This is a genomic window from Pantoea sp. CFSAN033090 (genome assembly GCF_001264395.1).
Classification (GTDB): domain Bacteria; phylum Pseudomonadota; class Gammaproteobacteria; order Enterobacterales; family Enterobacteriaceae; genus Pantoea; species Pantoea agglomerans.
Map to the genome: position 1 here is coordinate 18,843 of NZ_LGYX01000021.1, position 18,378 is coordinate 37,220.

Consider the following 18,378-nt stretch of genomic DNA (forward strand, 5'->3'; position numbering starts at 1 on the left):
AGTTTCCCGATGACTATTCATGAATTCCAGCCAGCAATGGCGGCCCGCGCGGGAAGCGAACAGCTACTTACGGTCAAAGATTTACGCGTTACCTTTGGCACGCACGATGGTGATGTTACCGCCGTTAACGACCTGAACTTCTCGCTGCGCGCCGGTGAGACGCTGGGCATTGTCGGTGAGTCCGGTTCCGGCAAATCACAAACCGCCTTTGCCCTGATGGGGCTGCTGGCGAAAAATGGCCGCATTGGCGGTTCGGCGATGTTCAATGGCAAAGAGATCCTGAATCTGCCCGAGAACAAGCTCAATAAACTGCGCGCCGAACAGATTGCGATGATTTTCCAGGACCCGATGACCTCGCTGAACCCCTATATGCGGGTGGGCGAGCAGCTGATGGAAGTGCTTAAGCTGCATAAAGGGATGAACAACGCGCAGGCGTTTGAAGAGTCGGTGAGAATGCTCGATGCGGTGAAAATGCCGGAAGCGCGCAAGCGGATGAAGATGTATCCGCATGAGTTCTCCGGCGGTATGCGTCAGCGCGTCATGATCGCCATGGCGCTGCTGTGCCGTCCCAAACTGCTGATTGCCGACGAGCCGACCACCGCGCTGGATGTTACCGTCCAGGCGCAGATTATGACGCTGCTCAACGACCTGAAGCGCGAGTTCAACACCGCCATTATCATGATCACCCACGATCTGGGTGTGGTGGCGGGGATCTGCGACAAAGTGCTGGTGATGTATGCCGGACGCACCATGGAGTATGGCCGTGCCCGCGATGTCTTTTATCAGCCGTCACATCCTTACTCGATTGGCCTGCTTAATGCGGTGCCGCGTCTGGATGCGGAAGGGGAAAGTCTGACGACGATTCCGGGTAATCCACCCAACCTGCTGCGACTGCCGCAGGGCTGCCCGTTCCAGCCGCGTTGCCCGCACGCTATGGATATCTGCACCCAGGCACCACCGCTGGAACCCTTTGGCGAAGGCCGTCTGCGCGCCTGCTTTAAGCCGGTGGAGGAGTTAGTATGAGCACCGTAGCTGAAAAAAGAGTGTTGCTGGAAATCGCCGACCTCAAGGTGCATTTCGACATCAAAGATGGCAGGCAGTGGTTCTGGCAGCCATCAAAAACCCTGAAAGCAGTCGATGGGGTCAGCCTGCGTCTGTATGAGGGGGAAACCCTGGGCGTGGTAGGCGAGTCTGGCTGTGGTAAATCGACCCTGGCGCGCGCCATTATCGGGCTGGTGAAGGCGACCGAAGGTCGGGTCGCCTGGTTAGGCCGTGATCTGCTGGGGCAAAGTGAAGAGGAGTGGCGCAAGGCGCGAAGCGATATCCAGATGATATTCCAGGATCCGCTGGCGTCGCTGAACCCGCGTATGACCATCGGCGATATCATCGCAGAGCCACTGCGTACCTATCATCCAAAAATGGCGCGTCAGGAAGTGAAAGACCGCGTCAAAAATATGATGATGAAAGTGGGGCTGCTGCCTAACCTGATTAACCGCTATCCGCACGAGTTCTCGGGCGGTCAGTGTCAGCGTATCGGTATCGCCCGCGCGCTGATTCTGGAGCCAAAGCTGATTATCTGTGATGAGCCGGTCTCCGCACTGGACGTCTCAATTCAGGCCCAGGTGGTTAACCTGTTGCAGCAGCTGCAGCGTGAAATGGGCTTATCGCTGATCTTCATTGCGCACGATCTGGCGGTGGTGAAACATATCTCTGACCGGGTGCTGGTAATGTATCTGGGGCATGCGGTGGAGCTGGGTACCTACAAAGAGGTCTACAGCAATCCTCAGCATCCTTATACCCGTGCGCTGATGTCCGCGGTGCCGATTCCCGATCCGGACAAGGAGAAGAACAAGCAGATTCAGCTGCTGGAAGGGGAGCTGCCGTCGCCGATCAATCCGCCATCAGGCTGCGTGTTCCGCACCCGTTGTCCGATTGCCGGTCCGGAGTGTGCGAAAACCCGGCCGCTGCTGGAAGGCAGCTTCAATCACGCGGTCTCCTGTCTGAAAGTCGACCCGCTATAATGCAAAACGCCGGGCAATCGCCCGGCGTTTTCTTATCAAATCTGACGCTTACTCACGCCACAGGATATGACAAAGCTTGTGGTCTTTCTCGCGGCACAGCAGCACGCGAGCAAAGACGTCGGTGATCGGTTCACCGTCCGCTTCACCCAGCCCAATCACCACCTCGGCGAAGAAGTCCGGGTTCAGATCGAAATCGACATGATCTTTCCAGTCTTCAGAGGGATCGAACAGCTCTGCGCCACCGCGCTCTTCGAACTGCAGATTGAAGAGAATGACGTCTGCCGGATCAAGATTGTCGACTGCCAGTTCGAGAAAAATATCGTAGGCTTGTTCCAGCGTTTCATCTTCGGTAAGGCGATTATTTAAATCCATAGTCTGTCCTGTCGGCCTGCGGCCATTTACACAATCTGGCTCGTTTTACAGTAAAGGACTGAAGAAGTAAAACAGTCGTTCGACGATGCGTTGCCACCAGGCACGTTTTGCCCAGCGCTTGCCATCCAGCAGGCGGGAACGGGCGATATAGTCATCCTGCACACAGGCGAGATCGCTGCCAAAACCCGCATCATCAACCACCAGCGTCACTTCAAAATTCAGCCATAAACTGCGCATATCGAGATTCACGGTTCCCACCAGGCTCAGTTGTCCGTCGACCAGCACGCTTTTGGTGTGCAGCAGGCCATCTTCAAACTGATAAATTTTCACGCCCGCTTCCAGCAACTCACTGAAGAAGGAGCGGCTGGCCCAGCCAACCAGCAGCGAGTCATTGTGACGAGGCACAATCACGCTGACATTGACGCCACGCTGCGCCGCCGTACAGATAGCATGCAGCAGATCGTCGCTCGGCACTAAGTAGGGCGTGGTCATGATCAACTGTTCACGTGCCGAATAGACCGCAGTCAGCAGCGCCTGATGGATCATATCTTCCGGGAAGCCGGGACCGGAGGCGATCACCTGCACGGTGTGGCCGCTCTCCTGTTCAAACGGCATAATGTTGCGATCGGGCGGCGGCGGTAAAATGCGTTTGCCGGTCTCTATCTCCCAGTCGCAGCTGAAAACAATCCCCATCGCGGTGGCAACCGGGCCTTCCATTCGCGCCATCAGGTCAATCCACTGACCGACACCCGCGCTCTGTTTGAAGAAGCGCGGATCGACCAGGTTCATGCTGCCGGTATAAGCGATGTAGTTATCAATGAGTACGATTTTGCGGTGCTGACGCAGATCCATCCGTCGCAGGAAGACGCGCAGCAGGCTGACCTGCAACGCTTCCACCACATCGATTCCGGCATTGCGCATCATGCCGACCCAGGGGCTGCGGAAAAAGGTAACACTGCCCGCAGAGTCGAGCAGCAGACGGCAATGAACGCCACGGCGTGATGCCGCCATCAGCGATTCCGCCACTTCATCCGCCAGACCGCCGGGATGCCATATATAGAACACCATCTCAATGTTGTGGCGGGCCAGCTGGATATCACGAATCAACGCCTGCATCACGTCGTCGGCGCTGGTGAGCAGCTGCAGCTGGTTGCCCTTGACCCCGGCGATGCCCTGACGATGGTAGCAAAGCTCAAACAGCGAACGCGCAACGTCACTGTGTTCGGTGGCAAAAATTTCACGGCACTGCTTAAGGTCAGTAAGCCAGCGGGCAGTGGATGGCCACATGGTGCGGGCGCGCTCTGCACGACGTTTACCCAGATGGAGTTCGCCAAAAGAGAGATAAGCGATAATCCCTACCAGCGGCAGAATATAGATAACCAGTAGCCAGGCCATCGCGGATGTCACTGCCCGTCGCTTCATCAACACGCGCAGCGTAACCCCGGCGATCAGCAGCCAGTAACCAAACACCAGCAACCAGCTGATCAGGGTATAAAAAGTGGTCATAAAGTGGACATCCCGTTCGCGCTTTCGTCCGGCAAGTTTACGTGCAGATGACGGCTAACGGAACCCTTTATCCCGGACATCCTCGATGAAGGATCCGATTTGGCATTACCGCAGAGATCTCTATAATGCCCTCGCGTATATCTCGTGTGTATGACGTCAGAGAGGAAGTGATGAAACGAAGCAGAAATGAAGTGGCGCGCTGGAGAATGTTACGGCAGGTGCATCGCCGCCGCTCACGCTGGCTGGAAGGGCAGTCGCGGCGGTATAAGCGTATCCACTGCATTCGCCATCAGCTGGCACAACAGCAGCGTCGTTCGATTCTGTTTATTACGCAGATAATATAGCGAAAGCCCGGTGAATTCAGCCTGTCGGTCAAAGCAGGCTATTCAGACTTCAAATCAGGCTTCAAAAAAAACCGATTCTGCCATCGCCCGTCGCGCTATCAGGTGCTCCTGATGCGACGCGCCACGATCGCTGACTTCGCGCATCAGACATTCCATTGAGCTGCCCAGCTCAGTCGGCCTGTGGTAACCCACACGATCGTACCATTCGTAAGACCACTGACGCGATTTACGCTGATAATAGACAGTGAGCCACACTGAGCAATTAGCAGGGTAACCACTCATTACTTCTATTTTGGGGTCAACAATAGAAAGGAGCCGGGATAACAGCGGGTCGAGCAATGTAAGGGACTGGCCAGAATAAGTTTTATGCATAATGTGCCCGCGACTGTGCTGTGCATCCATTCAGAGGTTCAACTCACAAGGGGTAAATGTAGACAGCTCTGCGAGATAATTCCTCTTTAATACTAAAAAAAGGACGGAAAGATCATTTTTTAATAGTAAAACAGGTCATGCAGGCGCGGACTAAAGAGGGAATATTAACAGGATAAAAACAGCAGGCTAAAAAGTTGTACAACTTTACAGTGTTGTAATGTGCTGTTATTTATGGGTTTGTTCTCATTAAAACAAGACGATCTGATTTTTTAACTTAAATATCTGTACAGATAGCTCGTTGTTGTATAACTTTATCGCATCGGTTATTAATCTTAAATGAATCCTATGAGGGTCAACCATGCAGACTAACGTTCGTATTCCCGCTTCAGTCTCTGACATCTCCGCGTATTTACACAGCGCCGCGCAGCCCTCACAACAGGCCATTCTTGGCTCCGTCGTGACGGAAATTATCAGTTCGGGCCGTAGTCTGAATCGTAAAGCGATCTGCTCAAAACTGATCAGCCGCTTACAGCATGTCACCAGCCCGGAAGAAGAACAGCACTATCATGCGCTGATTGGCCTGATTCTGGATCGCGGTTAACTCATCGCTGAAAATAGCCAGTGGCGGGATATTAAAGAGCGTGTATTACTGAAAGACCAGGCCGGTGTACTGCCGGTTTATTATCAATGTCGTTCAGAACAACGCTTTAATTTATTAAGATCAATTGGTCGCTGCGTTTATTCGCGAGGCAGAATATTCAGACCGGCCGGTTGCTGCGACAGAGAGTGATGTACTGCTCTGTCGCAATGAAACCTCAGGTCTGATTAACCAGCGAGACGTTGTGTCGTCATCATCAGCGTTACGTTCACCAGCTGCAGTGCCGCCGCCAGCACGATCAGCATGACAATCCACTGCTTTTTATTACGCCAGCCCTGAGTTCGCCAGAGATAAACCGCGCTTCCGATCAGTAAAGCGATAATGGCCAGTAGCCCCAGAATGATTATCTGCATCTTTCCTCTCTTGAACGATCAAAATAAAAATGGCTTCTGTGCCAGGCACAGAAGCCATTTTCAATGCTGAGTCACGATCAGAAGACGCGTTTAAACGGCTTAACCGAAACCTGCTTATAGACGCCCGCGGCGAAGTAGGGATCATCCTGTGCCCAGGATTGTGCTTCTTCTAATGACGGGAATTCAGCAATCACGGTTGAGCCGGTAAAACCCGCTACACCAGGATCGTTGCTATCGACAGCAGGCATCGGGCCTGCAATGATCAGGCGTCCCTCTTCCTGCAGCAGTTTGAGCCGTGCCAGATGGGCAGGGCGCACGGCGTTACGTTTTTCCAGTGAATCTGCAGTATCTTCTGCATAAATGACGTAAAGCACTAAGGAACTCCCATTAACCAGAATTTCGCAACACGTTAAGGGATTGCCCCTCAGAGTGCAAACGAAACCTCAGAGTGGTGAATGGCTCAGCATAAAGGGCTAAAAAGCGCTTTTCTTCAGGCGGGATGGCGGGAGTTATTGAAACTGATTGCTATTTGCATTTAAAATCGCTGCTTCATTCAATCACTGCGACTGTTATGACCACGCTGACTATGCCATTACCTAAACGCACGCCTGTCTCCATGTTGTTGTCTGTTGCTTTGCATGGGGCCGTGATAGCCGGAATTCTGTATGCTTCATTCCAGCAGGTGATTGAGGTGCCCAAAGCGTCGCAGCCCATCAGCGTTACCATGGTCGCCCCTGAAGTCCAGCCTGAGCCTGCACCGGCCATCGTGGAGCCGCCTGCACCACAGCCAGAACCTCAGCCAGAACCTGAACCGGTGCCGGAACCTCAGCCCGTGCCCGAACCGCCGAAAGCGGAGCCGGTGCCGATTCCCAAACCTGAGCCTAAGCCAAAGCCCAAACCGAAACCAGAGCACAAGCGGGAGCAGCCTAAACGCGAGGTGAAGCCGCGTCAGGAGAGCAAACCGCAGGCCGATCCGTTTAAGCAGGAAGCCCCGGCGACGCAGAACAAACCGACCACGGCGCCAAAATCTACGCCGTCACCCACCTCATCGGCCTCAACCGGCCCAAAAGCACTGAACGTCAGTAAGCCTGGCTATCCACAACGCGCATTTGCACTGCGTGTAGAGGGGCGGGTACGGGTGAAGTTTGATGTGGACAGTGAGGGACGGGTGGATAACATCCAGATCCTCTCTGCTGAGCCGCGCAATATGTTTGAGCGTGAAGTTAAGCAGGCGATGAAAAAGTGGCGCTATCAGAGCGGACGGCCAGGGCAGGGTCTGACCATGAATATCGTGTTTAAGATTAATGGTGGGGCCAGCATAGAATAAAGCGTCAGGTCAGGCTGAAACAGCCTGACCTGTTTTTCATTCGCCGGGTTGCTGGTTGGCGCGACCGGCTGGCAGAGGACGGGAATTACCCTCATTGTCGACCGCCACATAAATAAACACCGCTTCCGTCGCAATGTAAGTTTGTCCAATCGGCTCAGACGACACTTTTTTGATCCACACTTCCACATTAATCGTCATGGAACTGTTGCCGGTACGAAGACAGCTCGCATGGCAGCTCACCACATCGCCCACCGCGACGGGCTTCATAAATGACATGCCGTCGACGCGAACCGTCACCACGCGTCCTTCAGCGATCTCTTTCGCCAGGATAGCGCCACCCATATCCATCTGTGACATCAGCCAGCCACCAAAAATATCGCCGTTGGCGTTGGTGTCTGCTGGCATGGCGAGCGTACGCAGCACCATTTCGCCTTTCGGCAATGTATGTTTTTCGCCCATTGCTTCCACTTCTATGCAGGTGAATGCTAAAAAAATGCCCGGCGGACCGGGCAGATGATTATTTTTGTTCCTGCTGCGGCATCTGTCGCCAGATGTAAAGCCCGCTGAGCAGGGTAAACAGTAAGGTCAGACCGGAGAGACCGAACACTTTAAAGTTAACCCAAAACGCCTGAGATAACCAAAAGGCGACATAGATGTTTACCAGGCCGCAGATAAAGAAGAACAGCGCCCAGGCAACGTTGAGCCTGCGCCAGACCGCGTCGGGCAGCTGCAGCTCTTTGCCCAGCATGCGCTGAATCAGCGTCTGCTCCATAAACCACTGGCTGTAGAGCAGGGCGGCGGCAAACAGGCTGTAGATAACCGTGACTTTCCACTTAATGAACTCATCGTTGTGGAACACCAGCGTCAGGGTGCCAAAAACCGCCACCAGCACAAAGGTGAAAATCGTCATCTTTTCCAGCTTGCGATAGAGCACCCAGCTGACAACCAGCGCCAGACCGGTCGCGACAATCAGCGCGCCCGAGGCGACAAAAATGTCATACAGCTTGTAGAAGATGAAAAAGACCACCAGGGGAAGAAAGTCGAGTAGCTGCTTCATAGTTTTTCCATTCAGAGTTGGCTGCAAATGTGCCCGAAGGCACATCGTCAATCAACGTAACAGCATATAGAGCCGATAAAGATAGATAATCAACATCGCCGAAACCACATTGCCTGCCGCGGTGAAAATCACCGACGAGACATTCAGCGGTAAAACCGTCAGCGAAGAGAAGAACAGCATCACCACCACTTTGGCCAGCAGCCAGAGCAGAATCGCGGGGGCAATCAGCTTCACATTCTTCCACGCCATCCGCATGCTGGCCCGCATGGCGGCAAAGACACCCATCTTCTCACTGGCCACCATCACCGGAGCCAGCGACAGCAGAATCGTCAGCAGAATGCCTGGCACCACCAGCACCATAAAGCCCAGTTGCGCCACCAGCGTCATCAGGAAGGTGAGCAGCAGCAGCTTTGGCAGCAGCGGCGCTGAAGCACCAATCGCCCGCAACGCACTGACACGCTGGCCGGAAGAGACCATCGGGATCAGATAGAGCATTCCGCCAAGCAGCAGCGTGTTCCCCATCAGCGCAGCGAAGGTGCTGGCCGCCGAGGCGCGCAGCAGCACCTGCTGCTGTTCCGGTGACATATTCTGCACCATCTCAAACAGCGAACCGGCGCTATCGTCACCCTGTTGCAGGAGGGCCATCTGATCGGCACCTGGCGTCAGCACATGCACCAGCATGACGGTGATAAAAGCGGCCAGCAGCGACATCAACAGCACCGTAGCCAGTTGATGGCGCGCGAAATTTCCTGTGTCACGGTATAACGAGCTTGCCGTGATAGACATGTACACTCCTTTGAGGAACCGGGTTAATTAACCCGGCGATTGTACATGTTCTGACAGCTCGCGGGCACCCGCTGCGGCATAACTTTCTGTCATGACAGGTAAAGATGGGGAAAAAAGGGCGGGAAGACCATACCGGGCGCGGGCGCGATCGCAGGCTTCATTGTGGATACCCGCTTCTCCCGACATCGAAAATTCCCGACAGGGCGTCGGACGTTGTTCGTAAATTCCGCAGGAGACACAGCCGCCAATGTCGCCTTCAAGGGCAACGCAGCGCGGCGCGCGATCGTTCGTTCCACGCATATTGCGCATTAACAGGCTGAGCGGTTCGGTTAATGCGGTCGGCACCGGGCCGCCTGCATCATCGGCTTCGGCCCAGTAAAATGAGACGCGGAAATGGGCGCAGCAGGCGCCACAGCTGACACAAGGGTTAGTTATTTCACTCATTTGATCACCCGCCCCTCCCAGGGCATCGAACCAAAATCACCAGAGAAGATAAGCAAAATAGGCCTGGCGAAATTATTCAGCAAGGGGAATTTTGCTGCGCCAGCCCGAGCCGAAATTGATCTAAATCAATTCATTGTTTTTTAAGTAATTTATCTGAAGGGTACAGAGTGCAATTTTCTGTAAATCACGTTAAATATTTGCCAGCAAAAAGCGATGACGTTCGCGACATTAACATTAAGCAAAGGAGTGATGATGAAACTGGCAAAATGCGCGATGCTGCTGGCTCTGGCTTTCCCTCAGCTGTCGATGGCCCACGAAGCAGGCGACTTCTTTATGCGTGCCGGTAGTGCCACCGTCCGGCCCACCGAAGGTTCCGATAATGTGTTAGGGATGGGCGAGTTCAGCGCATCCAACGACACGCAGCTGGGCCTGACCTTTACTTACATGGCAACGGACAACATTGGTGTCGAATTACTGGCCGCCACACCGTTCCGTCACAAGGTGGGCCTGGGCCCGACCGGAACACTGGCAACGGTACGCCAGTTACCGCCTACGCTGATGGCGCAGTACTACTTCTTTGATAGCAAGAGCAAAGCGCGTCCTTACGTTGGCGTAGGTATCAACTACACCACCTTTTACGATGCCGATTTCAACCAGACGGGCCGCGATGCGGGCCTGACCGATCTCAGCGTGAAGGATTCCTGGGGTGTGGCGGGTCAGGTCGGTCTGGATTATCAGATTAACCGTGACTGGATGCTGAATGCGTCGGTGTGGTACATGGATATTGATACGGAAGTGAAGTTTAAAGCGGGTGGCGAGCAGCAGAATATCAATATGCGCATCGATCCCTGGGTCTTCTTCTTCGGAGCGGGTTACCGTTTCTGAGGATAAAGATAATAAAAAAGCCGCTGAATCAGCGGCCTTTTTTTGTCTGTTAAGACGTTATTTGATCTGCATATTGTTAACAACGGACTTCACGCCCGCCACGCTGCGCGTAACCTGAACGGCACGGTTAGCCATCTGTGGTGATGAAACAAAACCGCTCAGCTGAACTTTACCTTTGAAGGTTTCTACGTTGATTTCAGTTGATTTCAGCGAGTCATCTTTCAGCAGTTCACCTTTAACTTTTGTGGTCACCACGGTGTCATCAATATAGCCACCGGTTCCCTCTTTGGTTGCGGTTGGCGCACAGGCGCTCAGTGTCAGCGCAACCACGCCCGCCAGTACAGCACCTGTCAGCAGTTTAACGAATTTCATTGCTTTCTCTCCCTGTCACAAAATGGATGCGACGTTACCGTAACGGCGCATTGTCATTGTGGTGCAGATTTTGCAAAAAGGGCAAATGGGGGAATGAAAAAAAAGGAAACAAATCATGCCTTATCGCGCGATAAGGCATGCTGGCAGGATTAACGGCTGGCGGCTTTAAGACGGCTGACAAAGTTCTTCAGCTCGCTCAGCATCACCTCAGGCTCTGAATGATGTTTTTCGATGATTCTGACAATCGCAGAGCCGGAGATCGCGCCCGCAGCGCCCGCGGCGATCGCTTCCTTAACCTGTTCAGGCTCAGAGATACCAAAGCCCTGCAGCGGCGGGGCTGCATGGTATTCACGCAGCTTGTCGATCAGATGCTGCAACGGCAGGCTGGCGCGGTTTTCAGCACCGGTCACGCCCGCGCGCGACAGCAGGTAGGTGTAACCCCGTCCGTGTGAAGCGATCTCACGCAGCAGCTCATCGCTGGCGTTAGGCGGACAGATGAAGATGGGTGCTATGCCATGACGCAGCGCCGCCTGACGGAAGGGCGCGGACTCTTCAACGGGCACATCCGCCACCAGCACCGAATCCACACCCGCCTCTGCACAACGGGCATAGAACTCATCCACACCGTTGGTGAAGACCAGATTGGCGTACATCAGCAATCCAATCGGCAGATCCGGATACTTACGGCGGATAGTGGCCAGCATTTGAAAGCATTGGCTGGTGTTGGTGCCCGCCGCAAAGGCGCGTAACGTCGCATTCTGGATGGTCGGGCCATCTGCAAGGGGATCGGAGAAGGGAATACCCAGCTCCAGTGCATCCGCGCCTCCTTCAACCAGGGCATCAATCACGCGCAGTGAAAGCTCCGGTGACGGATCGCCCAGCGTAACAAAAGGAACGAAAGCCCCTTCGTTATTCGCTGACAGACGCGTAAACAGTTGATTGTAACGTTCCATCAGATTTCTCCCTGCGCTGTCAAAATGTCATGAACGGTGAAAATATCTTTGTCGCCGCGGCCAGAGAGGTTGACCACAATCAACTGCTCTTTTTCCGGCTCGGCCTGAATCATTTTCATGGCGTGCGCCAGGGCGTGGGATGACTCCAGCGCCGGAATAATACCTTCATCGCGACAGAGCTGTTTAAAGGCGGCCAGCGCTTCGTTATCGGTGATGGAGACATATTCCGCACGACCAATGCTGTTCAGGTGCGCATGCTGCGGGCCTACCGACGGGAAGTCGAGGCCGGCAGAGATCGAGTAAGACTCCTCAATCTGGCCATCATGGGTCTGCATCATCGGCGATTTCATACCGAAGTAGATGCCGACGCGACCGTGCTTGAGCGGTGCGCCATGCTCGCCGGTCTCAATGCCGTGGCCCGCAGGCTCTACGCCGATCAGCTTCACGCTGGTCTCATCGATAAAGTCGGCAAACATGCCGATGGCATTGGAGCCGCCGCCCACACAGGCGAGGATCGCATCGGGCAGGCGCCCCTCTCTTTCCAGAATCTGCTTTTTAGTCTCTTCGCCAATCATGCGCTGGAACTCACGCACAATCGTCGGGAAGGGATGCGGACCCGCCGCGGTGCCGAGCATATAGTGTGATGTCTCGTAGCTGCCGGACCAGTCGCGCAGCGCTTCGTTACAGGCATCTTTCAGCGTGGCGGAGCCGCTGTGCACCGGGATCACTTCTGCGCCCATCAGACGCATACGGAAGACGTTGGGTGACTGACGCTCCACATCTTTTGCGCCCATATAGATGCGGCATTTCATGCCCAGCAGCGCACAGGCCAGCGCTGAAGCTACGCCGTGCTGACCCGCACCGGTTTCGGCAATAATTTCGTTTTTGCCCATGCGTTTGGCTAACAACGCCTGACCCAGCACCTGGTTGGTCTTGTGCGCGCCACCGTGCAGCAGATCTTCACGCTTAAGATAGAGGCGGGTTTTGGTGCCTTTAGTCAGGTTTTTGCACAGCGTCAGGGCGGTAGGCCGACCCGCATAGTTCTTCAGCAGGTCGGTAAACTCGGCCTGAAACTCAGGATCTTTCTGGGCGTCGACAAACGCCTGTTCCAGCTGGCGCAGGGCTGGCATCAGGATTTGCGGAACATACATTCCGCCAAATTCGCCAAAGTAGGGATTAAGTAACGTCATTTTTTATCTTCCTTTCTCGGGCCCGCCGTTGAGCAGGCCAGGCAAATCAGTAGGCTCGCAGTGTCTGAAACACAGCGGCAATTTTACGGGCATCTTTGATGCCAGGCGCGCTTTCCACGCCAGAGTTGAAGTCCAGGCCGGCACAGCCGAGCTGCGCGGCTTCAACACAGTTATCCGCGCTCAGGCCACCGGCCAGCAGAACATTGTTGAGCGTCTGTCCCTGCAACAGCGACCAGTCGAAACGCTGTCCGGTTCCACCGTCGCCATTATCAAACACATAACGGTCAACATGAGGCCAGTCGCGCGCCGGCAAGGTGCCTTCAATGCGCAGCGCCTTCCAGATTTGAATCTCTGCTGGCAGAGCCGCACGCAGTTCAGCCACAAACGCCGGCGTCTCGTTGCCATGCAGCTGCACCGCAGAGAGTGAAAGCGCACCGGCTTGCGTGACAATGTCACTCATAGCGGCATTGCGGAACACGCCGACGTAGCGCAGCGGGGCCGCAGCGATAACGGTCTGCGCCGTAGCGGTGTCAATCTGGCGCGGGGAACCTTCCGCGAAGATCAGCCCACCATAGATTGCCCCGGCTTCATAGGCGGCACGCGCATCTTCGGCACGGGTCAGGCCGCACACTTTATTGCTGCCCAGCGTGACCCGACGCACCGCTGCGGTCAGGTCGGCTTCTTCCATCAGTGCAGAACCAATCAGGAAGCCGTTGGCAAAATGGCTCAGCTCGCGAATATCGGCATAGCTGTTAATGCCTGATTCGCTGATTACCGTGACGCCGTGTGACAGGCGCGGTGCCAGCTGACGGGTGCGGTTAAGATCGATAGAGAGGTCACGCAGATCGCGGTTGTTGATACCCACGACTTTGGCCTGCAGCGCGATAGCCCGCTCCAGTTCCTCTTCATTACTCACTTCAGTCAGAATGCCCATCTTCAGGCTGTGCGCCACGGCGGCCAGCTGACGATACTGCTCATCATCCAGCACTGACAGCATCAGCAGAATCGCATCAGCCTGGTAGTAACGGGCCAGATAGATCTGATAGGGGTCGATGATAAAATCTTTGCACAGCACCGGCTGGGTGATGGCCGCGCTGACAATCGGCAGAAAGGCGAAGTCGCCCTGAAAATATTTCTCATCGGTCAGCACAGATACCGCGGAAGCGTAATGGCGGTAGACCCCGGCAATGGCGGCTGGATCGAAATCCTCACGAATAATGCCTTTCGAGGGAGAGGCCTTTTTACACTCCAGGATAAACGCGGTTCTTGCACCCTGCAGCGCATCGTAGAAATGACGGCTGGCAGGTTCAATGCTGTTCTGAAAGGTAGAGAGAGGCTGCTGCTGCTGACGGGCTTCAACCCAAATCGCTTTGTCCTGAACAATTTTTTCTAACACGGTGCCTTTCATGATTATCCTCTTGCTGCCAGTGCGACGACACGCTCATAAGCCTGTCCGCTGCGGATGGCGTTAAGCGCCTGCTGTGCGTTTTCACGCAGATCTTCCTGACCGAATACTTTAAGCAACATCGCCACGTTGACGGCGACGGCCTCCTCATGGGCCTGCTGGCCATTACCCTGGAGTAAAGAGGTCAGAATGTCACGATTTTCTTCCGGCGTGCCGCCCGCCAGCGCCTCTTTGGGATGGAAGCCAAAACCAAAGTCCTCTGGCGAGAGCTGATAGCGCGTAATTTCACCTTCACGCAGTTCGGCCACATGGGTTACATCGTGCAGCGCCACCTCATCCATTCCGCCACCGTGAACCACCGCCGCGCGCTGATAACCCAGCACTTTCAGCGTCTGAGCAATCGGCATCACCAGTTCCGGGCTATAGACGCCAATCACCGCCAGTGGCGGGCGTGCCGGATTGATCAGCGGACCCAGCACGTTAAACAGCGTACGGGTCTTAAGCTGCTGGCGGACCGGCATCGCGTGGCGAAAACCGGTGTGATACTGCGGCGCAAACAGGAAGCAGACATTCAGATCGTCCAGCGCCTGGCGCGCCCGGTCAGCAGGCATATCGAGATTGATGCCAAAGGCAGCCAGCAGATCGGAGGAGCCCGATTTGCTGGAGACGCTGCGGTTGCCGTGCTTCGCCACTTTCAGACCGCAGGTCGCGGCGACAAAGGCGCTGGCAGTCGAAATATTAATGCTGTTACTGCCATCGCCGCCAGTGCCCACAATGTCGGCAAACGCATAATCAGGGCGGGGAAAAGGTTTGGCATCTTCCAGCAGTGCGGTGGCGGCTCCGGCGATCTCTTCCGGCGTTTCACCGCGCACCTTCATGGCGATCAGCGCGGCAGCGAGCTGCGTTGGCTCCAGCTGTCCGGTAATGATGGCGCTGAACAGCTGATGACTCTCAGCCTGATTCAGCGTCTGCGCCTGGTAAAGTTTTTCCAGTGTCTGTTGCATGTTTATTCTCCCTGTTACTTCGCCAGCGCCCAGGCCAGCGTCTGCTCAAGCAGGCGCGCGCCCTGAGAAGTCAAAATCGATTCAGGATGGAACTGAAACCCGCATACGCGATCGGTTTCATGGCGAACGGCCATCACCATCCCGTTGTAACTGGCGTTCACCGTCAGCTCTTCCGGCGTGTTACTGCCCACCAGCGAGTGATAGCGCGCCACCGGCAGCGGATTGCTCAGACCGGCAAACATCGCCTCGCCGTCATGGTCGATTGAAGAGGCTTTGCCGTGCAGGATCTCGCCTGCCTGGCCCACATGGCCGCCATAGGCTTCGACAATCGCCTGGTGACCCAGACAGATACCGATAATTGGCAGACGACCACGCAGCACCCGCAGCAGCTCCGGCATACAGCCAGCATCTTTTGGCGCGCCGGGACCGGGAGAGAGCATCAGCACCGGGTTCTCCATCCGCTGCAGCTGTTCAATAAGCAGTTCGGCGGGCAGGTTGTTACGATAGATCACCACGTTGTGACCAAAGGTCCGCAGCTGGTCAACCAGGTTATAGGTAAAAGAGTCGATGTTATCGAGCAGCAGAATATCGGCCATCAGAAGATCTCCTTGCAGTGATGGGCAGTCGCGATAGCGCGCAGTACGGCGCGCGCTTTGTTGCGGCTTTCATCAGCTTCAGCCTGCGGATTAGAATCCAGCACCACACCAGCGCCCGCCTGAACGGTGGCGACGCCATCTTCTACATAGGCGGAGCGGATAACGATACAGGTATCGAGATCGCCCTGGGCGGTGAAGTAGCCCACCGCGCCGCCGTAGCTGCCGCGACGGGTGCGTTCAGCCCCGGCAATCAACTGCATGGCGCGAACTTTTGGTGCTCCGCTCAGCGTGCCCATGTTCATACAGGCACGATAAGCGTGCAGCACATCGAGATCCGCGCGCAGCGTACCCACCACGCGGGAAACCAGATGCATCACAAACGAGTAGCGGTCAACTTTGGTCAGGTCAGCCACGTAACGGCTGCCGGGCACGCAGATACGCGCCAGATCGTTACGCGCCAGATCCACCAGCATCAGATGCTCAGCCAGCTCTTTATGGTCGGTACGCATCTCCAGCTCAATGCGGCTGTCGAGATCGCGGTCCAGTGAGCCATCAGCATGGCGGCCACGCGGGCGGGTACCGGCAATCGGGTAGATCTCAATCTGACGGGAGGTAGCGTCATACTTCAGCGAACTCTCCGGCGACGCGCCAAACAGGGAGAAATCCTGATCCTGCATGAAAAACATGTAGGGGCTGGGATTGCTGTTTTTCAGTGTCTCATAAGCAGCCAGCGGCGACGGGCACGGCAGCGAGAAGCGACGTGACGGCACGACCTGGAAAATTTCGCCGATGCGAACCGCCTGTTGAAGTGTTCGTACTACGTCGCAATACTCTTCATCACTCTGGCTGGTGGTCAGCGTCATCTGTTCAACCGGCTGGACCGGCAGAGCCGGTGCCGGCTGCAGCATCTGGCCGTGCAACTGCTCGATGCGGCGCTGCAGGCGCTGGAACTCGCTGGTGGACGGGCAGAACAGGCTGGCCTGAAGACGCGCACTGCGGGTCTGGTGATCGATCACCAGTAAGGTTTCTGCCAGGTAAAAACAGTAGTCAGGGCAGCGTTGCTGATTATCCAGCTCCGGCAGGGTTTCAAAACCGGCAACCAGATCATAAGCAAACAGGCCACCCAGCAGCACGGCTTCGCGCTCATCGGCAGGGGAGTTGACCAGTTGTGGAATCAGACGCAAAGCATCAAACACCGACAGGGCCTTGAGGCGGGAATCTTCATCCTGCTGATGGTCGGTGCTTTGCGGAAAAGTCAGCTCGCGTCCATCGGGACGAACCTGATTGCTGACCGACGCAGGCAGGGCCTCATCCAGCAGCGGCAGCAGGGCGCGGCCATTTTCTGACAACGCCTGAACGGTGACATTGTTGCCCATTGCGCTGACGCGCAGCGCGCTGTCGACAATCAGCAGGCTTTTTAAGTTGCGCTTGCTGTCGATGTCAGCGGATTCAAGCAGCAGGGTTGCCGGACGTGCGCCGCACAGCTGGTGAAACACTGCGGCCGGATCTTCGCGGTAGGGTGCGGTGCCGGTAATCAACTTCACTGTAGGTTTCGCATTTGGCATGATGATTTCTCTGAATTTCGCTCAAAAAAAAGCCCGCTCGGTGGCGGGCTCAGGTATTAGCACAGCGTTTACGCAAAGTGTGCACGACCCTGTCGCCCGTTTTCGGGAACATTGCGCCAACCGTTTAAATGCGTGATTACAACAGCCATGATTGAATACCCGTTACGTGTGAACTTGTGTACTAGTTAACGGGTTCAGAGCGGAAATGTCAATACACTTTTTCACTGACCGTGAAAATCGTTATCATGCTGGCCGGTTTAGTTTTTGCAGGAGTTCTCTTGAGCGATATCGCCCGTTTCCCGGTTTATGATTTACACAGCCACACGCGTGCCTCCGATGGCTTACTGACCCCAGCCGCCCTGGTGCAGCGAGCGGTTGAGATGCGCGTCGGCGTACTGGCGATCACCGATCACGACAGCGTTGCAGGGGTTGATGAAGCGCAGCAAACGGCAATCGATTACGGTTTACCGATAAAAGTGCTGGCGGGCGCAGAAATCTCCACCCTGTGGGAAAACCATGAGATTCACATCGTGGGACTGAACATTGATATCCGCCATCCGGCGATGGTGGCGTTTCTGGCCGGACAACATGCCTGTCGGCAAGCACGTGCAGAAGAGATTGGTGAGCGACTGGCGAAGGCACGTATCCCGGATGCCCTAGCGGGAGCGACGCGACTGGCTGATGGCGGCATCATTACCCGCGGTCACTTTGCCCGCTTCCTGATTGAGCAGGGTAAAGCAGAGAATATGGCACAGGTGTTCAAAAATTATCTGGCGCGTGGCAAAACCGGTTACGTGCCGCCACAATGGTGTACAATTAAACAAGCTATTGATGCTATTCATCATTCTGGTGGCTGCGCCGTGCTGGCGCATCCTGGCCGTTACGGTTTATCGGCAAAGTGGCTCAAACGGCTGGTCGCCCATTTCCGCGAAGTGGGCGGTGATGCGATGGAAGTCGCGCAGTGCCAGCAGCCACCTAATGAGCGCACGACGCTGGCGCAATACGCCAGAGATAATGAACTGGCCGCATCACAAGGTTCTGATTTTCATCAACCCTGTCCGTGGATTGAACTGGGCCGCAAACTCTGGCTGCCCGCGGCGGTTGAGCCGGTCTGGGAGCGCTTCCCGGATCTGGCTCCCAGCCTGGCAATCACGGAAAGGTGACACGA

General features: G+C 55.4%; 21 protein-coding genes, 1 pseudogene and 1 other annotated feature. Of the genes and pseudogenes, 7 read left to right on the forward strand and 15 right to left on the reverse strand.

Features of this window, described 5'->3' with window-relative positions; all coding sequences use genetic code 11:
- The first annotated feature begins 9 nt into the window (after window positions 1-9).
- Both AFL22_RS17180 and oppF read left to right on the forward strand, forming a co-directional pair.
- The gene (locus tag AFL22_RS17180; RefSeq protein ID WP_010244386.1) at window positions 10-1,023 is read left to right on the forward strand and encodes an ABC transporter ATP-binding protein; all 1,014 of its coding nucleotides are present in this window, start codon (window positions 10-12) and stop codon (window positions 1,021-1,023) included.
- Complete coding sequence (gene oppF / locus AFL22_RS17185; RefSeq protein ID WP_010244389.1) at window positions 1,020-2,021, forward strand: murein tripeptide/oligopeptide ABC transporter ATP binding protein OppF; 1,002 nt, start codon at window positions 1,020-1,022, stop codon at window positions 2,019-2,021. The genes AFL22_RS17180 and oppF overlap by 4 nt, the downstream gene beginning before the upstream one ends.
- 48 nt (window positions 2,022-2,069) lie before the next feature.
- On the opposite strand, the gene AFL22_RS17190 is transcribed toward oppF, so the two are convergent.
- Window positions 2,070-2,393 (reverse strand): HI1450 family dsDNA-mimic protein, encoded by a 324-nt coding sequence (locus AFL22_RS17190; protein ID WP_003853921.1) that lies wholly within the window; start codon window positions 2,391-2,393, stop codon window positions 2,070-2,072.
- A gap of 45 nt (window positions 2,394-2,438) precedes the next feature.
- On the reverse strand, window positions 2,439-3,899 hold the full coding sequence (gene cls, locus AFL22_RS17195; protein ID WP_010244396.1) for a cardiolipin synthase: 1,461 nt from the start codon (window positions 3,897-3,899) through the stop codon (window positions 2,439-2,441).
- A gap of 170 nt (window positions 3,900-4,069) precedes the next feature.
- Between cls and AFL22_RS24080 the strand changes: the two genes are divergently transcribed.
- Window positions 4,070-4,243, forward strand: a complete 174-nt coding sequence (locus tag AFL22_RS24080) for a YciY family protein (protein WP_003853917.1) — start codon at window positions 4,070-4,072, stop codon at window positions 4,241-4,243.
- Between the two features lie 54 nt (window positions 4,244-4,297).
- On the opposite strand, the gene AFL22_RS24085 is transcribed toward AFL22_RS24080, so the two are convergent.
- Window positions 4,298-4,525, reverse strand: coding sequence for a hypothetical protein (locus AFL22_RS24085; protein ID WP_228312651.1), 228 nt, complete (start codon window positions 4,523-4,525; stop codon window positions 4,298-4,300).
- A gap of 448 nt (window positions 4,526-4,973) precedes the next feature.
- On the opposite strand from AFL22_RS24085, the gene ycgZ reads away from it, so the two are divergent.
- Entirely contained in the window at window positions 4,974-5,216 is a 243-nt protein-coding gene (gene ycgZ, locus AFL22_RS17205; RefSeq protein ID WP_010670261.1) for a regulatory protein YcgZ, read from the forward strand.
- Between the two features lie 224 nt (window positions 5,217-5,440).
- Here the strand turns inward: ycgZ and AFL22_RS17210 are convergent, their stop codons facing one another.
- Window positions 5,441-5,626 carry a hypothetical protein gene (locus AFL22_RS17210; RefSeq protein ID WP_010670260.1) on the reverse strand — a complete coding sequence of 62 codons (186 nt, stop codon included), beginning with the start codon at window positions 5,624-5,626 and terminating at the stop codon, window positions 5,441-5,443.
- A 77-nt stretch (window positions 5,627-5,703) separates the two neighbouring features.
- Window positions 5,704-6,000, reverse strand: a complete 297-nt coding sequence (locus tag AFL22_RS17215) for a YciI family protein (RefSeq protein ID WP_010244407.1) — start codon at window positions 5,998-6,000, stop codon at window positions 5,704-5,706.
- A gap of 197 nt (window positions 6,001-6,197) precedes the next feature.
- Here AFL22_RS17215 and tonB point away from each other — a divergent pair, with 197 nt between their 5' ends.
- Complete coding sequence (tonB, locus tag AFL22_RS17220; protein WP_029519101.1) at window positions 6,198-6,953, forward strand: TonB system transport protein TonB; 756 nt, start codon at window positions 6,198-6,200, stop codon at window positions 6,951-6,953.
- A 36-nt stretch (window positions 6,954-6,989) separates the two neighbouring features.
- Here the strand turns inward: tonB and yciA are convergent, their stop codons facing one another.
- Genes yciA through AFL22_RS17240 form a run of 4 tightly spaced genes read right to left on the reverse strand, consistent with a single transcriptional unit; the run spans window position 6,990 to window position 9,240 of the window.
- On the reverse strand, window positions 6,990-7,412 hold the full coding sequence (yciA, locus tag AFL22_RS17225) for an acyl-CoA thioester hydrolase YciA (protein ID WP_010244413.1): 423 nt from the start codon (window positions 7,410-7,412) through the stop codon (window positions 6,990-6,992).
- A 58-nt stretch (window positions 7,413-7,470) separates the two neighbouring features.
- The gene (locus tag AFL22_RS17230; RefSeq protein WP_010244416.1) at window positions 7,471-8,010 is read right to left on the reverse strand and encodes a septation protein A; all 540 of its coding nucleotides are present in this window, start codon (window positions 8,008-8,010) and stop codon (window positions 7,471-7,473) included.
- Between the two features lie 51 nt (window positions 8,011-8,061).
- Window positions 8,062-8,796: a YciC family protein gene (locus AFL22_RS17235; protein ID WP_010244420.1), complete on the reverse strand. Its 735-nt coding sequence runs from the start codon at window positions 8,794-8,796 to the stop codon at window positions 8,062-8,064.
- 27 nt (window positions 8,797-8,823) lie between these two features.
- Entirely contained in the window at window positions 8,824-9,240 is a 417-nt protein-coding gene (locus AFL22_RS17240) for a YkgJ family cysteine cluster protein (protein WP_010670256.1), read from the reverse strand.
- A gap of 213 nt (window positions 9,241-9,453) precedes the next feature.
- Here AFL22_RS17240 and ompW point away from each other — a divergent pair, with 213 nt between their 5' ends.
- Window positions 9,454-10,125 carry an outer membrane protein OmpW gene (ompW, locus tag AFL22_RS17245; protein ID WP_108912490.1) on the forward strand — a complete coding sequence of 224 codons (672 nt, stop codon included), beginning with the start codon at window positions 9,454-9,456 and terminating at the stop codon, window positions 10,123-10,125.
- Between the two features lie 57 nt (window positions 10,126-10,182).
- Here ompW and AFL22_RS17250 read toward each other — a convergent pair whose 3' ends face one another.
- The 6 genes and pseudogenes from AFL22_RS17250 to AFL22_RS17280 form a co-directional block, all read right to left on the reverse strand.
- Window positions 10,183-10,497, reverse strand: a complete 315-nt coding sequence (locus tag AFL22_RS17250) for a BON domain-containing protein (protein WP_010244430.1) — start codon at window positions 10,495-10,497, stop codon at window positions 10,183-10,185.
- 149 nt (window positions 10,498-10,646) lie between these two features.
- Window positions 10,647-11,450: a tryptophan synthase subunit alpha gene (gene trpA / locus AFL22_RS17255; RefSeq protein ID WP_052271807.1), complete on the reverse strand. Its 804-nt coding sequence runs from the start codon at window positions 11,448-11,450 to the stop codon at window positions 10,647-10,649.
- Window positions 11,450-12,640, reverse strand: coding sequence for a tryptophan synthase subunit beta (gene trpB / locus AFL22_RS17260; protein WP_010244436.1), 1,191 nt, complete (start codon window positions 12,638-12,640; stop codon window positions 11,450-11,452). The genes trpA and trpB overlap by 1 nt, the downstream gene beginning before the upstream one ends.
- Window positions 12,641-12,686: 46 nt before the next feature.
- Window positions 12,687-14,048, reverse strand: coding sequence for a bifunctional indole-3-glycerol-phosphate synthase TrpC/phosphoribosylanthranilate isomerase TrpF (gene trpCF, locus AFL22_RS17265; RefSeq protein WP_010244438.1), 1,362 nt, complete (start codon window positions 14,046-14,048; stop codon window positions 12,687-12,689).
- A gap of 2 nt (window positions 14,049-14,050) precedes the next feature.
- Window positions 14,051-15,645, reverse strand: a pseudogene (gene trpD, locus AFL22_RS24540) (bifunctional anthranilate synthase glutamate amidotransferase component TrpG/anthranilate phosphoribosyltransferase TrpD).
- A complete protein-coding gene (locus AFL22_RS17280) occupies window positions 15,645-17,210 on the reverse strand; it encodes an anthranilate synthase component 1 (RefSeq protein WP_010670253.1) in 1,566 nt (521 codons plus the stop codon). Before AFL22_RS17280 ends, trpD begins: the two are co-directional and overlap by 1 nt.
- Window positions 17,211-17,233: 23 nt before the next feature.
- Window positions 17,234-17,335, reverse strand: a sequence feature (Trp leader region).
- Window positions 17,336-17,455: 120 nt separating this feature from the next.
- Here AFL22_RS17280 and AFL22_RS17285 point away from each other — a divergent pair.
- Window positions 17,456-18,373 carry a PHP domain-containing protein gene (locus AFL22_RS17285; RefSeq protein WP_197276788.1) on the forward strand — a complete coding sequence of 306 codons (918 nt, stop codon included), beginning with the start codon at window positions 17,456-17,458 and terminating at the stop codon, window positions 18,371-18,373.
- Window positions 18,374-18,378: the final 5 nt, after the last annotated feature.

What these genes read in the sequence shown, in the direction of transcription:
- AFL22_RS17180 (WP_010244386.1), top strand. Translation starts at nt 10, where the DNA reads ATGACTATTCATGAATTCCAGCCAGCAATGGCGGCCCGCGCGGGAAGC.
- oppF (WP_010244389.1), top strand. Translation starts at nt 1,020, where the DNA reads ATGAGCACCGTAGCTGAAAAAAGAGTGTTGCTGGAAATCGCCGACCTC.
- AFL22_RS17190 (WP_003853921.1), bottom strand. Translation starts at nt 2,393, where the DNA reads ATGGATTTAAATAATCGCCTTACCGAAGATGAAACGCTGGAACAAGCC.
- cls (WP_010244396.1), bottom strand. Translation starts at nt 3,899, where the DNA reads ATGACCACTTTTTATACCCTGATCAGCTGGTTGCTGGTGTTTGGTTAC.
- AFL22_RS24080 (WP_003853917.1), top strand. Translation starts at nt 4,070, where the DNA reads ATGAAACGAAGCAGAAATGAAGTGGCGCGCTGGAGAATGTTACGGCAG.
- AFL22_RS24085 (WP_228312651.1), bottom strand. Translation starts at nt 4,525, where the DNA reads ATGAGTGGTTACCCTGCTAATTGCTCAGTGTGGCTCACTGTCTATTAT.
- ycgZ (WP_010670261.1), top strand. Translation starts at nt 4,974, where the DNA reads ATGCAGACTAACGTTCGTATTCCCGCTTCAGTCTCTGACATCTCCGCG.
- AFL22_RS17210 (WP_010670260.1), bottom strand. Translation starts at nt 5,626, where the DNA reads ATGCAGATAATCATTCTGGGGCTACTGGCCATTATCGCTTTACTGATC.
- tonB (WP_029519101.1), top strand. Translation starts at nt 6,198, where the DNA reads ATGACCACGCTGACTATGCCATTACCTAAACGCACGCCTGTCTCCATG.
- yciA (WP_010244413.1), bottom strand. Translation starts at nt 7,412, where the DNA reads ATGGGCGAAAAACATACATTGCCGAAAGGCGAAATGGTGCTGCGTACG.
- AFL22_RS17230 (WP_010244416.1), bottom strand. Translation starts at nt 8,010, where the DNA reads ATGAAGCAGCTACTCGACTTTCTTCCCCTGGTGGTCTTTTTCATCTTC.
- AFL22_RS17235 (WP_010244420.1), bottom strand. Translation starts at nt 8,796, where the DNA reads ATGTCTATCACGGCAAGCTCGTTATACCGTGACACAGGAAATTTCGCG.
- AFL22_RS17240 (WP_010670256.1), bottom strand. Translation starts at nt 9,240, where the DNA reads ATGAGTGAAATAACTAACCCTTGTGTCAGCTGTGGCGCCTGCTGCGCC.
- ompW (WP_108912490.1), top strand. Translation starts at nt 9,454, where the DNA reads ATGACGTTCGCGACATTAACATTAAGCAAAGGAGTGATGATGAAACTG.
- AFL22_RS17250 (WP_010244430.1), bottom strand. Translation starts at nt 10,497, where the DNA reads ATGAAATTCGTTAAACTGCTGACAGGTGCTGTACTGGCGGGCGTGGTT.
- trpA (WP_052271807.1), bottom strand. Translation starts at nt 11,450, where the DNA reads ATGGAACGTTACAATCAACTGTTTACGCGTCTGTCAGCGAATAACGAA.
- trpB (WP_010244436.1), bottom strand. Translation starts at nt 12,640, where the DNA reads ATGACGTTACTTAATCCCTACTTTGGCGAATTTGGCGGAATGTATGTT.
- trpCF (WP_010244438.1), bottom strand. Translation starts at nt 14,048, where the DNA reads ATGAAAGGCACCGTGTTAGAAAAAATTGTTCAGGACAAAGCGATTTGG.
- AFL22_RS17280 (WP_010670253.1), bottom strand. Translation starts at nt 17,210, where the DNA reads ATGCCAAATGCGAAACCTACAGTGAAGTTGATTACCGGCACCGCACCC.
- AFL22_RS17285 (WP_197276788.1), top strand. Translation starts at nt 17,456, where the DNA reads ATGCTGGCCGGTTTAGTTTTTGCAGGAGTTCTCTTGAGCGATATCGCC.